Consider the following 12,016-nt stretch of genomic DNA (forward strand, 5'->3'; position numbering starts at 1 on the left):
ATTTGTTCATTTGGTCCCCTTTTCATGACTTTTCTCTCAAATTAATTGATATAATAATAAGTTTATGACTTTAATTTTAGTAGACTAAATATTTATATCGAAGTAAATAAAAAACAATATTTGATTTATTAAAAATATTATTTATGTAATGAATAAAAAATTATAGAAGCGGCATTTGATACATTAAGACTTTCTACTCTCTTAGAAATAGGGATTTTGGCTAAATAATCACATGTTTCTTCGACTAATCTTCGCATGCCTTTATCTTCTGAGCCAAATACTAATGCCATTTTGTCGGAAATTAATTTATCGGTAAAGTAGTCATTTGTAGAACCTGTTAGACCTATAATCCAAAAGCCGTGTTTTTTAAGATAATTCATACATGAGCGTAAGTTAGTAACTTTAATGATAGGTATTAATTCTAAAGTACCGCAAGCCGCTTTAGCAATGCTGCCGCTTTCATTTGGAGAATTATCTTGAGGTAATATTATAGCATTTATATCAAAAGCAGCGGCACTACGAATAATTGCTCCAATATTTTGTGTGTCTGTTATTTGATCAAGAATCGCAATTTTACATTTTGGGTTTTTTATATCTACGTCCTCTAGAGTGTAAGAAAAAATTGGTCTAACTTTTGCAGCTATTCCTTGATGTGTTTGGTTTTCCAGTAATTTAGATAAAATATCGTTATTAACAATTTCATAAGATCTAGTACCTATTAATGTTTTGTTTGTATCAAAAATTTCCCTAGTGCATAAAATATTTTCAATTTGACGTTTTGGATTATTTAGAGCAGAAAATACAGGATGTTTCCCATACATATAATAACAATTTTTAGAATCAAGTTTTTTATTTTGCATCTTATTGAAAACCGTCAGTAATTTGTTCTTGACAGAAACTACTATTTATTATAGAAGGTTACAACTAAATAAATGTGCAAGCTGCTATTTGTTTATTTGATGATTCGGCAAGAAGTTTTATTAAGTCCTAATACTAATTAGATATTGTATTTTACAGTGAATTAGTCTATTTAATACAGTAAAGTTCTTTAGGAGGGGTGGCCGAGTGGTCAATGGCAGCAGACTGTAAATCTGCCCGCGTAAGCGTTCGAAGGTTCGAATCCTTCTCCCTCCACCACTTAAATGGTTCAGGGAAGCGTATCATTTTATTTTAAAAGATTCATGTATATATGTTTAATTTTATTTAAAAATAAAACATAATTGTGTATATTTATAAATCTGAATAAAATTGATATAGCATTGTTAACAAAATAGCTTTGATAATTATTTTATTAACAGTGCCACAATGCGGGTGTAGCTCAATGGTAGAGTTCCAGCCTTCCAAGCTGGCTGTGTGGGTTCGATTCCCATCACCCGCTCCAGAGATAGTGGTAACAAATAATATTTAGCAAAAAATGCACTTATAAAAAGTTAACTTGTATTAAACCTAATTGTAGAGAGTAATAACATGGCAAAAGCAAAATTTGAACGAACTAAACCGCACGTTAATATAGGTACGATCGGTCACGTAGATCACGGTAAAACTTCCTTAACAGCAGCAATAACTATAGTACTTGCTAAGACAGGTGGAGCAAAAGCTACAGCGTATGATCAAATTGATGCTGCTCCTGAAGAAAAAGAAAGAGGTATAACTATTTCTACTGCACACGTAGAATATGAGACTAAAAATAGACACTATGCACACGTAGATTGTCCGGGACACGCTGACTATGTAAAGAACATGATAACCGGTGCCGCTCAGATGGACGGTGCAATATTAGTAGTTTCTGCTGCTGATGGTCCTATGCCGCAAACTAGAGAGCATATATTACTAGCAAAACAGGTAGGTGTCCCTGCTATGGTAGTATTCTTAAATAAAGTAGATATGGTGGATGATCCTGATCTATTAGAACTAGTAGAGATGGAAGTAAGGGAATTATTATCAAAATACGGTTTCCCGGGTGATGAAATACCTATTATTAAAGGTTCTGCACTTCAAGCTTTAGAAGGAAAGCCTGAAGGTGAAAAAGCTATTAATGAGTTAATGGATGCAGTAGATAGCTATATACCGCAGCCTGTAAGAGCTACGGATAAACCTTTCTTAATGCCGATAGAAGATGTATTCTCTATTTCAGGAAGAGGTACTGTTGTAACCGGTAGAGTAGAGTCAGGAATAATTAAGGTAGGTGAGGAAATTGAAATAGTTGGTCTAAAAGATACGCAAAAAACTACCTGTACCGGTGTAGAAATGTTCAGAAAATTACTTGATGAAGGACAAGCCGGAGATAATGTCGGTATATTACTACGCGGTACAAAAAGAGAAGAAGTTGAAAGAGGACAAGTTCTCGCAAAACCTGGTAGCATAAAACCGCATGATAAGTTTGAAGCTGAAGTATATGTGCTTAGTAAAGAAGAAGGTGGACGTCATACCCCATTTACTAATGACTATCGTCCGCAGTTCTATTTTAGAACAACAGACGTTACCGGTACAATAAAATTGCCTGCTGATAAGCAGATGGTTATGCCTGGAGATAATGCTACTTTTACAGTGGAATTAATTAAACCGATTGCTATGCAGGAAGGGTTAAAATTCTCTATACGTGAAGGTGGTAGAACAGTGGGTGCCGGCGTAGTAACTAAAATAAATAATTAATTGATTTTATAAATACCTATTATTTTTTAATAATAGGTATTTATATTTTAAGATGTCTGAAAAACATCTTGCTGTTTAAATATTAGGTTTACTGAATGAAAAATAAAATCAAAATTCGTTTAAAATCATTTGATCACCGTAGTCTTGATCAAGCTACAAAAGAGATAGTTAGTGCTGTTAAAAGAACATTTGCTAACATTAATGGTCCTATTCCGTTACCTAGAAAAATTGAAAGATTTACCGTAAATAGGTCTCCTCATGTACATAAAAAGTCAAGAGAGCAATTTGAAATTAGAAAGCATAAAAGATTATTAGTTATAGATAATCCAAATCCGGTGGTTGTTGATGCTTTAAGTAAAGTTGATTTAGCAGCAGGTGTTGATGTAGTGATTGAATTAGAGAGTGGGGAATAAATGAGAACCGGTATAATTGCTCAAAAAATTGGGATGACTAGTGTTTTTAATGATAAAGGAGAAAGAATTTCTTTGACATTAGTAAAAGTTGATGATTGTCAAGTGGTAGGGCATAAAACTCTAGAAAAACATGGATATAATGCTTTGGTTATAGGTATAAAAGATAAAAAAATATCTAGAGTAACCAAGTCTATGAAACAAGTTTTTGCTAACGCTAAAGTATCTCCTAAAACTAAATTAAAAGAATTTAGAATTTCTGAAGAGAATTTTATTGATATAGCAGCAAGTCTAGAAGTAGATCATTTTACGGCAGGACAATTTGTGGATATAACGGCAACTACTATAGGTAAAGGGTTTGCTGGTAGTATGAAAAGACATAATTTTAGAGGTCTTGAAGCTTCTCACGGTGTTTCTATATCCCATCGTTCGCACGGTTCTACAGGACAAAGGCAAGATCCAGGAAAGGTTTTCAAAGGCAAAAAAATGGCTGGTCATATGGGATGTAACCAGGTTACTATTCAAAATTTGAAAATATTTGCCGTTGATAAAGAGCGTAAGCTTATTATGATTCAGGGTAGTATACCTGGTCACAAAAATTCGTATCTTTCAGTAAAAGATGCAATAAAAAAGATTTCAATAACTGTATAATAGATATTTAGAGGCTATCAGTAAATGAATTAAATTATCGGTTAAAATTTGTTTACTGATAACCTCTTAGACGTGTTTGTTGAGGTTAAAGATTATCAAATTAACAAAACGCCATGCAATATTATTTATATAAAAGTTATATATAAGACTGTATAAGGTTAAATAAAGATGAAAACTAAACTATTAAGTCTTGCTAATGAAGAAGTTGGTAAGATTAGCTTAAACGAAGATATATTTGCTGTTGAATTTATCAGAGATGATATAATAAAGCAGGTTATTGATTGGCAGAGAGCTAAAGCAATGTCCGGTAACCATAAAACTAAAACAGTATCAGAAGTATCAGGAACCACAAAAAAACCTTTTAAGCAAAAAGGTACAGGTAATGCAAGACAAGGCTCCCTTAGATCGGTACAGATGCGTGGTGGTGGTGTAGCTCACGGACCTAGAGTACGTAGTCATGCAACAAAATTACCTAAAAAAGTACGAAAACTTGGTTTAATTCATGCTTTATCCGAGAAATTCGCTGAAGGAAAATTATTAGTCATAGATTCTTTAAAGCTAGATAAGCCTAAAACTTCTGTTCTTGTAAATATATTAAACAAATTTCAAGGGAAAAGTTTCTTTGTAATAGACGGAAATGAAGTAGATACTAATTTTTCTTTAGCTGCAAAAAATATTTATAATACTGTGATTGTTCCACCAATAGGAGCAAATGTTTATGATATAATACGACATGAATATGTCCTATTATCACAAGAAGCAGTGAGCGTTTTAGAAGAGAGGTTAAGATGAGTTCTTATAAATACTACGATTTAATTAGAAAACCTATTATTACAGAAAAAACTACAACCTTTTCGGAACAAAATAAATACGCTTTTTATGTAGATAAATTTGCTGAAAAACTTACCGTTAAAAAGGCTATAGAAGAAATATTTAAAGTAAAAGTAAAAAAAGTGAATATTTTAAACGTTAAAGGTAAGAAGAAAAGATCTAAAGGAATTATAGGGACTCAAATCAATAGAAAGAAAGCTATTGTTACATTAGAAAAAGACCATAATATCGATTTTGCCGGAGGAATTAAATAAATGGCTTTAAAAAACTTTAATCCAATTACTCCTTCTCTTAGAGAGTTAGTTCAAGTTGATAAAACTAGTTTATGGAAAGGCAGACCTTTAAAATTTTTGACCAAAGGTATATCTAAAACCGGTGGACGAAATAATCAAGGTAGAATTACTTCTTGGCACAGAGGTGGAGGACACAAAAAATTATATCGTATTATTGATTTTAAAAGAAATAAAATAGATATTTCTGCTATTGTTGAAAGAATAGAGTATGACCCTAATAGAACTGCTTTTATTGCTTTAATAAAATATGAAGATGGGGAATATTCTTATATTCTAGCACCGCAAAAATTATCCGTAGGTGATAGAGTAATATCAAGTCAAGATGCTGATATAAAAATAGGAAATTGTTTACCTTTAAAATTCATTCCTATCGGTACTACTTTACATAATGTTGAAATGAAAGTAGGTAAGGGTGGTCAAATTGCAAGGTCTGCAGGTACTGCAGTAGATCTAGTGGGTAAAGATTCAGGGTATGCTCAGATTAAATTAAGATCAGGTGAATTTAGGTTAGTACCTTTAGATTGTAAAGCTACTATAGGTAGTATATCTAACCCGGATCAAAAAAATATTAATTTAGGCAAAGCAGGTAGAAATAGATGGCTCGGTTGGAGACCGCATGTTAGAGGTGTAGCAATGAATCCTGTAGATCACCCTCATGGCGGTGGTGAAGGTAAAACTTCAGGAGGACGCCATCCTGTTACTCCTTGGGGATTCCCAACAAAGGGTAAGAAGACACGTAAAAATAAACGTACTTCAAAATTTATCGTAAAGAAAAGAAAATAGATTTTAAATTAATTAGGTATTAGTATGGCACGTTCAATATGGAAAGGGCCTTTTGTAGATGGTTATTTAATAAAGAAAGTTCAAAAATTAATGGAATCAGGTAAATCTGAAATGATTAAAACTTGGTCTAGAAGATCAACGATTTTGCCTATTTTTGTAGGGTTTACCTTTTCTGTTCATAATGGAAATAAATTTATTCCGGTTTCTGTAAATGAAGAAATGGTTGGAAGAAAATTAGGTGAGTTTGCTCCTACTAGAACATTTCACGGTCATGGAGCAGATAAAAAAGTCAAAAGAAAGTAAAGATTTATATGGTACAGGAAAATAAAAATTTTGCTACGGCAAAAGCTAAATCTATTAGAGTAAGTCCAAGGAAGCTAAATTTAGTTGCAGCCTTTATTAGAAATATGAAAGTATCTGAAGCATTGGTACAATTAACTTTTTCTCCTAAAAGAATTGCAAAAGTTGTAAAAGATTGTTTACAATCTGCTGTTGCAAATGCTGAAAATAATTTAGGTCTAGATATAGATAGATTGGTTATTACTAAAGCGACTGTAGGTAAGGCTTTAGTAATGAAAAGAGTTATGCCAAGAGCAAAAGGAAGAGCAACTAGAATAAATAAGTTTTTTAGTAATCTTTATATAACTGTTACAGAAAAAGAGGATAATTAAAATGGGGCAGAAAGTTTGTGCACATGGTTTTAGAGTTGGACCGACTTTAATTAAAGGTTGGGATTCCATATTATATGCAGAAAAACATTATAAAACTCTTTTTATACAAGATTTAAAAATTAGGGATTTAATAAATAAAGGTTTTAATCAAGCTCAAGTTAGTAGAGTTTTAATTGAACGTCCTTCTAATAAAAGTATTATAATTAATGTTAATGCCAAAAAACCAAATATCATTATCGGTAGAAACGGTAGTGAAATTGATAAGCTAAAAAAAGCTATCGAGAAAATGACTTCTTTAAAAGAAGTTTATATAAATATTCACGAAGTTAGAAAATTTAATATAGATGCTGCTATAGTAGCTCAAACTATAGCACTACAGCTTGAAAAAAGAGTTTCTTTTAGAAAAGCTATGAAAACAGCAATTCAGGCTTCATTTAAGCAAGGTGGACAAGGTATAAGAGTTAGTTGTTCAGGGCGACTTGGAGGTGCTGAAATTGCTAGAACCGAGTGGTATATAGAAGGAAGAATGCCGTTACATACTTTAAGAGCTGATATTGATTATTCAACAGCTGAGGCTATAACTACTTATGGAGTTATAGGGGTTAAAGTGTGGATTTATAAAGGTGAATATACAGAAAATAAAAGATATAATTAATTTTAAGTATTAAAATGTTAGCTCCGAAAAAACAAAAATTTAGAAAAGCTCATAAAGGTAGAGTTGCTTCAAAAGCAAAAGCAGGTGCGACGCTTGCTTTTGGATCATTTGGTCTAAAATCTATAGACGGTTGGCGTGTTACTGCAAGACAAATAGAAGCAGGAAGAAAAGCTGCTACTAGATGTATGAAAAGGCAAGGAAGATTATGGATTCGCATTTTTCCGGATGTTCCCGTTTCTAAAAAGCCTGCCGAAGTAAGAATGGGTAAAGGCAAAGGTTCTCCTGAATTTTTTGCAGTTAGAGTTTCGCCTGGAAGAATTATGTTTGAAATTGAGGGGGTAGAAGAAAATATTGCACTTAGAGCTTTGGAGCTTGCAAGTGCAAAATTACCTGTTAGAACAAGGATAGTGAGACGTTATGAATGATTTAAAATTATTAAGAAGTAAGTTATCTACTGAAACAATAGAAGAGCTTTATAAAAACCTTAATCTTTTAAAAAAAGAGTTGTTTAATTTAAGATTTCAACAAGCTTTAGGTGAGTTAAAAAATACTAGTAGGTTTTCGTTAGTCAAAAAGTCTATAGCACGTATTAAAACTGAATTAACAAAAAGATCTAATAGTGAGGAATATTAAAATGCCGAAAAGAGTGTTACAAGGCGTGGTTATAAGTTCAAAAGCTGATAAGACGGTTACAGTAAAAGTAGAAAGAAAGTTTAAGCATCCTATTTATAAAAAGTTCGTGAAAGTATCTAAAAAATATGCTGCTCATGATTCAGAAAATAAATATCAAGAAGGAGATAAAGTTAGTATAATTGAAAGTCGTCCTATCTCAAAAACCAAAACATGGTTAGTGGTAAATGGGGAATAAAGTTTTTTAATCTTTGACTTTATAAGGTAGATTGTTTATTTTATCTCTCGTGTATAAAAAATTGGAAGTAGTTTATGATTCAAATGCAGAGCATCTTGGAAGTTGCAGATAATTCCGGTGCTAAAAAAGTTATGTGTATTAAAGTTTTAGGTGGCTCTCACCATATGGTGGCAAAGCTGGGTGATGTTATAGTTGTATCTGTTAAAGAAGCTATACCCGGCGGTAAGGTTAAAAAGGGCGATGTTTATAAAGGCGTGATTGTTCGTACAAAGACCGGAGTAGTAAGACCTGACGGTAGTACAATAAAATTTGATAAAAACGCATTAGTGCTTTTGAATAAACAAGATGAACCTATCGGTACTAGAGTTTTCGGTCCTGTTACAAGAGAACTTAGAGCGAAAAAATATGTTAGAATAATGTCACTTGCAGAGGAAGTGTTATAAATGATTAAATTAAAAGTAAAAAAAGGTGATGAAGTTGTTGTTATTACCGGAAAGCACAAAGGAAAAAAAGGTAAAATATTAAAAGTTTTTCCTGAGGACAGTAAGGTAATTGTGTCTGGAGTAAATTTAGTAAAAAAGCATACTAAACCTAATCAAATGAGTGAAGGCGGGATAATAACTAAAGAATTACCTATACATATCTCAAATATTGCACACATCGATCCAAAAACTGGTAACCCTACCAAAGTAGCTTTTAAATTCTTAGAAGACGGTTCTAAGGTTAGAGTAGCAAAGAAATCAGGGGAAATTATCGGTAAGGAAGGTAAATAATGTTAAGATTTAAAGAATTATATCAGCAAAAAATTATTGAAAACTTACAAAAAGAATTTTCTTATGAAAATAAGCATGAAATACCGCAAATTAAGAAAATTGTTATAAATATGGGAGTAGGGGAAGCGATAGCCGATTCCAAAGTAATTAATAATGCGGTAAATGATCTTACTTTGATATCCGGTCAGAAGCCGGTTGTAACGTTAGCAAGAAAATCTATTGCAACCTTTAAGTTACGCGAAAGTATGAAAATAGGCTGCAAGGTTACATTACGTAAAGATAGAATGTATGATTTTTTAGAAAGGCTAGTAATTGTTGCGTTACCTCGTGTTAAAGAATTTCGCGGTTTTTCTTATAAAAGTTTTGACGGTAAAGGGAATTTTACTTTTGGATTAAAAGAGCAGATAGTTTTTCCTGAAATTAATTACGATAAAATCGATACAATAAGGGGTATGGATATTACAATCGTTACATCTGCTAAAACAGATAAAGAAAGTAAGTTTTTGTTAGCAGGGTTTAATTTACCTTTTTATAATTAATTTTTAGGATATATATAATGGCAAAAGTAAGTTCTATAAAAAAGAACGAAAGTAGGAAAAAAAAATCACAAAGCTTACATAATAAACGTTCAGCACTAAAAAGTAAAATTTATGATAAAAATATTTCATTAGAAGAGCGTTTTTCTTTGGTAATGTCACTTGCACAATTACCTAGAAATTCATCATCTACTAGAATAAGAAATAGATGTGAGCTGACAGGTAGACCAAGAGGTGTTACAAGAAAATTCGGTATATCTAGGAATAAGCTTAGGGAATTAATAGGTAGAGGCTTAGTTCCCGGTGTAGTTAAGTCAAGTTGGTAAAAGTCGATAGGTAAATAATATGTCAATGACGGATAATGTAGCAGATATGTTAACTAGAATTAGAAATGCTTATAAAAGCAAATTGATAAATGTTTCTTTTCCTAGTTCTAAAATTAAAACTTCAATTTTAGATGTTTTGCAAAAAGAAGGTTATATAAAAGATTATGTAACTACTCAAAAAAATAATATTAGTTATACTGAGGTAGCTTTAAAATACTCTGTAAACGGTGATGCTTCTATATGCGAAATTCATAGAGTATCAAAGCCTGGAAAAAGAGTATATTCTGCTATTAAAGATTTGAAAGGATATTATAATAATATGGGTATATATATTCTTTCTACTCCTTACGGTGTTATGTCTGATAGAGAAGCTCATATTAAAAATGTCGGCGGCGAAGTAATTTGTAAAGTATTTTAAGGTAAAAAAATGTCACGTGTTGGAAAATTGCTGATTACTATACCTGAAGGTGTAAAAGTTGGTTTAAATGATTTAGAAGTAAAAATATCCGGACCTAAAGGCGAATTATCAAAAACTTTTAAAGGTAATATAGCAATTTCATTGGCAGAAAATAAGCTTTTAGTAAAACCTTTAGCCGCAAATAAAAATGCACGTGCTATGTGGGGTACTGCAAGAAGCATAATAGCAAATATGGTTACTGGCGTTAAAGAAGGGTTTAAGCTTAAACTCGAAATTAATGGAGTCGGTTACAGAGCAATGGTAAAAGGTAAATATTTAAATTTAATGCTTGCTAAAAGCCATAATACAAAAATTGAAATACCTTCAGATATTAAAATAGAGGTACCTAAGCAAAATATTATTATTCTTGAGGGAACAGATAAAGAAAAATTAGGACAATTTGCTTCAATTATTATAAAACAGAGACCACCTGAGCCTTATAAAGGAAAAGGGATTAAATTTGAAAATCAATTTATACCGTGTAAAGAAGGTAAGAAAAATTAAATTTAAGAGTTAAATATGCGTAGTGCTAAGCTAAAATTTGAAAAAAGAAGAAGTAGAATAAGACATAAAATATCTAAAACATCTAATAGAGTTAGATTATCGATATTTAAATCAGGTAGACATATATATGCACAAATTATTGATGATTCTAAGTCTATAACGATTGTTTCTGCTTCAACTTTAGATGAGAAAATAAAAAAATTAAAAAAATCTCATTGTAATATTGAAAATGCTATCAAAGTAGGTGAAGAAATAGCAAAAAAAGCTGATTCTGCAGGGATAAAAGAAGTAGTATTTGATAGAGGCGGATATAAGTATCACGGTGTTGTAAAAGCTCTAGCTGATGCAGCTAGAGAGAAAATAAAATTTTAGGTTATAAGGTTGTAGTAATGTCTAAAGTTAAAAAAAATGAAGAGACTTTAAGCGAAGTTTTAGTTGATGTAAATAGAGTTACAAAAGTAGTAAAAGGCGGTAGAAGATTTGCTTTTTCTGCTTATGTAGTTGTCGGTGATAAAGCTGGCAGAGTCGGAGCGGGACACGGAAAAGCTAAAGAAGTAAACGAAGCTCGAGGAAAAGCAAAACAAGCCGCTAAAAAGAGAATGATGAAAGTGCCGTTATATCAAAATAGGACTATTCACCATGACGTTGTCGGTAAAAGTGGAGCTGCTAAAGTGATTTTAAGAAGAGCTAAAGCAGGTACGGGCGTTATAGCCGGAGGGTCTATGAGAGCAATTTTTGATTCTTTAGGCGTTCATGATATTGTTGCTAAATCAATAGGTTCAACGAATGTTTATGCAATGATTTCTGCGACATTTGATGCCTTAAATAAACTTGCATCACCAAAATCTATTGCTATGAGAAGAGATAAAAAAGTAAATGAAATATCTGTAAAATCCTCTGATATTCAAGTTAATGAATAATGTTGCGTTAAGTATAGGTGAAGTTATGAATAATAATATAAAAATTACTCAAGTTAAAAGTGCTATAGGTCGTAAGTATGATCAAAGATTGACATTAGTTGGGCTTGGTTTAAACAAAATTAATAAGAGCGTTATTCTTGAAAATACTAATTCAATCAAAGGGATGGTTGAAAAAGTAAAGCATTTGTTAAAAATAGAAAATATGTAATTAGAGTTTTTAAATGAAATTAAATGAATTATATAATAATATAGGTGCTAAAAAAAATAAGAAAAGAATAGCACGTGGTATTGGTAGCGGTAAAGGAAAAACCGGCGGTAGAGGAATTAAAGGTCAAAAATCTAGATCTGGCGTTGCAATAAAAGGTTTTGAAGGTGGTCAAACACCTATGATCAAAAGACTACCTAAAAGAGGATTTAATTGTATTTCAACTAAAAAATACAGTATAATAAACATTTATAATATTGAAGAAGCATTAGCCGATGGGCGTTTAAGTGCTGCTGATACTATTACGAAAGAAAAATTGGTAGAAGCTGGAGTAGTTAATAATAAAAATAATAAGAAATTAGTGAAATTATTGTCTATTTGTAGTGATGATTTCGCTTCTCCCCTATCATTAAAATTAGATGCTTATTCTTCTAAAGCTAAGGATTTAATCGAAAAAGCAGGTGGAAAATTATTATAGTAT

23 protein-coding genes and 2 tRNA genes are annotated in these 12,016 nt (G+C 31.7%); 24 read left to right on the plus strand and 1 reads right to left on the minus strand.

All coding sequences use genetic code 11. From position 1 onward, the window contains the following. Positions 1–137: 137 nt before the first annotated feature. Positions 138–860: a 23S rRNA (guanosine(2251)-2'-O)-methyltransferase RlmB gene (rlmB, locus tag AC5584_RS02975; protein WP_499216790.1), complete on the minus strand. Its 723-nt coding sequence runs from the start codon at positions 858–860 to the stop codon at positions 138–140. Positions 861–1,051: 191 nt separating this feature from the next. Between rlmB and AC5584_RS02980 the strand changes: the two genes are divergently transcribed. The 24 genes from AC5584_RS02980 (at position 1,052) to rplO (ending at position 12,013) form a co-directional block, all read left to right on the plus strand. After that, a tRNA-Tyr gene (locus AC5584_RS02980) sits at positions 1,052–1,137 on the plus strand. Between the two features lie 170 nt (positions 1,138–1,307). Then, a tRNA-Gly gene (locus AC5584_RS02985) sits at positions 1,308–1,381 on the plus strand. Between the two features lie 86 nt (positions 1,382–1,467). After that, positions 1,468–2,652: an elongation factor Tu gene (gene tuf, locus AC5584_RS02990; protein WP_045803554.1), complete on the plus strand. Its 1,185-nt coding sequence runs from the start codon at positions 1,468–1,470 to the stop codon at positions 2,650–2,652. 95 nt (positions 2,653–2,747) lie between these two features. Then, positions 2,748–3,065, plus strand: a complete 318-nt coding sequence (gene rpsJ, locus AC5584_RS02995; protein ID WP_499216791.1) for a 30S ribosomal protein S10 — start codon at positions 2,748–2,750, stop codon at positions 3,063–3,065. Next, complete coding sequence (rplC, locus tag AC5584_RS03000; protein ID WP_499216792.1) at positions 3,066–3,713, plus strand: 50S ribosomal protein L3; 648 nt, start codon at positions 3,066–3,068, stop codon at positions 3,711–3,713. It abuts the gene before it with no gap. Between the two features lie 168 nt (positions 3,714–3,881). Then, on the plus strand, positions 3,882–4,505 hold the full coding sequence (gene rplD, locus AC5584_RS03005) for a 50S ribosomal protein L4 (RefSeq protein ID WP_499216793.1): 624 nt from the start codon (positions 3,882–3,884) through the stop codon (positions 4,503–4,505). After that, on the plus strand, positions 4,502–4,798 hold the full coding sequence (rplW, locus tag AC5584_RS03010) for a 50S ribosomal protein L23 (RefSeq protein ID WP_499216794.1): 297 nt from the start codon (positions 4,502–4,504) through the stop codon (positions 4,796–4,798). The genes rplD and rplW overlap by 4 nt, the downstream gene beginning before the upstream one ends. Beyond that, entirely contained in the window at positions 4,799–5,620 is an 822-nt protein-coding gene (gene rplB / locus AC5584_RS03015) for a 50S ribosomal protein L2 (RefSeq protein WP_499216795.1), read from the plus strand. A 24-nt stretch (positions 5,621–5,644) separates the two neighbouring features. Continuing rightward, the gene (gene rpsS / locus AC5584_RS03020; RefSeq protein ID WP_008580964.1) at positions 5,645–5,923 is read left to right on the plus strand and encodes a 30S ribosomal protein S19; all 279 of its coding nucleotides are present in this window, start codon (positions 5,645–5,647) and stop codon (positions 5,921–5,923) included. Positions 5,924–5,931: 8 nt separating this feature from the next. After that, positions 5,932–6,291 (plus strand): 50S ribosomal protein L22, encoded by a 360-nt coding sequence (rplV, locus tag AC5584_RS03025; protein WP_008580961.1) that lies wholly within the window; start codon positions 5,932–5,934, stop codon positions 6,289–6,291. A 1-nt stretch (position 6,292) separates the two neighbouring features. Next, on the plus strand, positions 6,293–6,946 hold the full coding sequence (gene rpsC, locus AC5584_RS03030) for a 30S ribosomal protein S3 (protein WP_499216796.1): 654 nt from the start codon (positions 6,293–6,295) through the stop codon (positions 6,944–6,946). Between the two features lie 14 nt (positions 6,947–6,960). Next, positions 6,961–7,371, plus strand: coding sequence for a 50S ribosomal protein L16 (gene rplP / locus AC5584_RS03035; protein WP_499216797.1), 411 nt, complete (start codon positions 6,961–6,963; stop codon positions 7,369–7,371). After that, positions 7,364–7,579, plus strand: a complete 216-nt coding sequence (rpmC, locus tag AC5584_RS03040) for a 50S ribosomal protein L29 (RefSeq protein ID WP_004596213.1) — start codon at positions 7,364–7,366, stop codon at positions 7,577–7,579. Before rplP ends, rpmC begins: the two co-directional genes overlap by 8 nt. Before the next feature lies 1 nt (position 7,580). Continuing rightward, positions 7,581–7,814, plus strand: coding sequence for a 30S ribosomal protein S17 (gene rpsQ / locus AC5584_RS03045; RefSeq protein ID WP_039594825.1), 234 nt, complete (start codon positions 7,581–7,583; stop codon positions 7,812–7,814). 74 nt (positions 7,815–7,888) lie between these two features. Beyond that, positions 7,889–8,257, plus strand: coding sequence for a 50S ribosomal protein L14 (gene rplN, locus AC5584_RS03050; protein WP_008580952.1), 369 nt, complete (start codon positions 7,889–7,891; stop codon positions 8,255–8,257). After that, positions 8,258–8,587: a 50S ribosomal protein L24 gene (rplX, locus tag AC5584_RS03055; protein WP_011270638.1), complete on the plus strand. Its 330-nt coding sequence runs from the start codon at positions 8,258–8,260 to the stop codon at positions 8,585–8,587. Then, positions 8,587–9,126 carry a 50S ribosomal protein L5 gene (rplE, locus tag AC5584_RS03060; protein ID WP_499216798.1) on the plus strand — a complete coding sequence of 180 codons (540 nt, stop codon included), beginning with the start codon at positions 8,587–8,589 and terminating at the stop codon, positions 9,124–9,126. Before rplX ends, rplE begins: the two co-directional genes overlap by 1 nt. A 17-nt stretch (positions 9,127–9,143) precedes the next feature. Then, complete coding sequence (gene rpsN / locus AC5584_RS03065) at positions 9,144–9,449, plus strand: 30S ribosomal protein S14 (protein ID WP_011270640.1); 306 nt, start codon at positions 9,144–9,146, stop codon at positions 9,447–9,449. 19 nt (positions 9,450–9,468) lie between these two features. Further along, positions 9,469–9,867 (plus strand): 30S ribosomal protein S8, encoded by a 399-nt coding sequence (rpsH, locus tag AC5584_RS03070; protein WP_011270641.1) that lies wholly within the window; start codon positions 9,469–9,471, stop codon positions 9,865–9,867. 9 nt (positions 9,868–9,876) lie between these two features. Next, on the plus strand, positions 9,877–10,410 hold the full coding sequence (gene rplF / locus AC5584_RS03075; protein WP_499216799.1) for a 50S ribosomal protein L6: 534 nt from the start codon (positions 9,877–9,879) through the stop codon (positions 10,408–10,410). Between the two features lie 15 nt (positions 10,411–10,425). Next, the gene (gene rplR / locus AC5584_RS03080) at positions 10,426–10,782 is read left to right on the plus strand and encodes a 50S ribosomal protein L18 (protein WP_499216800.1); all 357 of its coding nucleotides are present in this window, start codon (positions 10,426–10,428) and stop codon (positions 10,780–10,782) included. 17 nt (positions 10,783–10,799) lie between these two features. Further along, positions 10,800–11,330 carry a 30S ribosomal protein S5 gene (rpsE, locus tag AC5584_RS03085; protein ID WP_011270644.1) on the plus strand — a complete coding sequence of 177 codons (531 nt, stop codon included), beginning with the start codon at positions 10,800–10,802 and terminating at the stop codon, positions 11,328–11,330. 25 nt (positions 11,331–11,355) lie between these two features. Beyond that, positions 11,356–11,538 carry a 50S ribosomal protein L30 gene (gene rpmD, locus AC5584_RS03090; protein ID WP_410526827.1) on the plus strand — a complete coding sequence of 61 codons (183 nt, stop codon included), beginning with the start codon at positions 11,356–11,358 and terminating at the stop codon, positions 11,536–11,538. A 13-nt stretch (positions 11,539–11,551) separates the two neighbouring features. Then, positions 11,552–12,013, plus strand: coding sequence for a 50S ribosomal protein L15 (rplO, locus tag AC5584_RS03095; protein WP_499216801.1), 462 nt, complete (start codon positions 11,552–11,554; stop codon positions 12,011–12,013). The last annotated feature ends 3 nt before the right edge of the window (positions 12,014–12,016 follow it).

The organism is Rickettsia endosymbiont of Villa modesta (assembly GCF_964026485.1).
GTDB classification, from domain to species: domain Bacteria; phylum Pseudomonadota; class Alphaproteobacteria; order Rickettsiales; family Rickettsiaceae; genus Rickettsia; species Rickettsia asembonensis.

What these genes read in the sequence shown, in the direction of transcription:
- tuf (WP_045803554.1), top strand. Translation starts at nt 1,468, where the DNA reads ATGGCAAAAGCAAAATTTGAACGAACTAAACCGCACGTTAATATAGGT.
- rplW (WP_499216794.1), top strand. Translation starts at nt 4,502, where the DNA reads ATGAGTTCTTATAAATACTACGATTTAATTAGAAAACCTATTATTACA.
- rpmC (WP_004596213.1), top strand. Translation starts at nt 7,364, where the DNA reads ATGAATGATTTAAAATTATTAAGAAGTAAGTTATCTACTGAAACAATA.
- rplC (WP_499216792.1), top strand. Translation starts at nt 3,066, where the DNA reads ATGAGAACCGGTATAATTGCTCAAAAAATTGGGATGACTAGTGTTTTT.
- rplR (WP_499216800.1), top strand. Translation starts at nt 10,426, where the DNA reads ATGCGTAGTGCTAAGCTAAAATTTGAAAAAAGAAGAAGTAGAATAAGA.
- rplN (WP_008580952.1), top strand. Translation starts at nt 7,889, where the DNA reads ATGATTCAAATGCAGAGCATCTTGGAAGTTGCAGATAATTCCGGTGCT.
- rlmB (WP_499216790.1), bottom strand. Translation starts at nt 860, where the DNA reads ATGCAAAATAAAAAACTTGATTCTAAAAATTGTTATTATATGTATGGG.
- rpsH (WP_011270641.1), top strand. Translation starts at nt 9,469, where the DNA reads ATGTCAATGACGGATAATGTAGCAGATATGTTAACTAGAATTAGAAAT.
- rpsC (WP_499216796.1), top strand. Translation starts at nt 6,293, where the DNA reads ATGGGGCAGAAAGTTTGTGCACATGGTTTTAGAGTTGGACCGACTTTA.
- rplB (WP_499216795.1), top strand. Translation starts at nt 4,799, where the DNA reads ATGGCTTTAAAAAACTTTAATCCAATTACTCCTTCTCTTAGAGAGTTA.
- rpsJ (WP_499216791.1), top strand. Translation starts at nt 2,748, where the DNA reads ATGAAAAATAAAATCAAAATTCGTTTAAAATCATTTGATCACCGTAGT.
- rplO (WP_499216801.1), top strand. Translation starts at nt 11,552, where the DNA reads ATGAAATTAAATGAATTATATAATAATATAGGTGCTAAAAAAAATAAG.
- rplF (WP_499216799.1), top strand. Translation starts at nt 9,877, where the DNA reads ATGTCACGTGTTGGAAAATTGCTGATTACTATACCTGAAGGTGTAAAA.
- rpsQ (WP_039594825.1), top strand. Translation starts at nt 7,581, where the DNA reads ATGCCGAAAAGAGTGTTACAAGGCGTGGTTATAAGTTCAAAAGCTGAT.
- rpmD (WP_410526827.1), top strand. Translation starts at nt 11,356, where the DNA reads ATGAATAATAATATAAAAATTACTCAAGTTAAAAGTGCTATAGGTCGT.
- rplV (WP_008580961.1), top strand. Translation starts at nt 5,932, where the DNA reads ATGGTACAGGAAAATAAAAATTTTGCTACGGCAAAAGCTAAATCTATT.
- rpsE (WP_011270644.1), top strand. Translation starts at nt 10,800, where the DNA reads ATGTCTAAAGTTAAAAAAAATGAAGAGACTTTAAGCGAAGTTTTAGTT.
- rplD (WP_499216793.1), top strand. Translation starts at nt 3,882, where the DNA reads ATGAAAACTAAACTATTAAGTCTTGCTAATGAAGAAGTTGGTAAGATT.
- rplE (WP_499216798.1), top strand. Translation starts at nt 8,587, where the DNA reads ATGTTAAGATTTAAAGAATTATATCAGCAAAAAATTATTGAAAACTTA.
- rplX (WP_011270638.1), top strand. Translation starts at nt 8,258, where the DNA reads ATGATTAAATTAAAAGTAAAAAAAGGTGATGAAGTTGTTGTTATTACC.
- rpsS (WP_008580964.1), top strand. Translation starts at nt 5,645, where the DNA reads ATGGCACGTTCAATATGGAAAGGGCCTTTTGTAGATGGTTATTTAATA.
- rplP (WP_499216797.1), top strand. Translation starts at nt 6,961, where the DNA reads ATGTTAGCTCCGAAAAAACAAAAATTTAGAAAAGCTCATAAAGGTAGA.
- rpsN (WP_011270640.1), top strand. Translation starts at nt 9,144, where the DNA reads ATGGCAAAAGTAAGTTCTATAAAAAAGAACGAAAGTAGGAAAAAAAAA.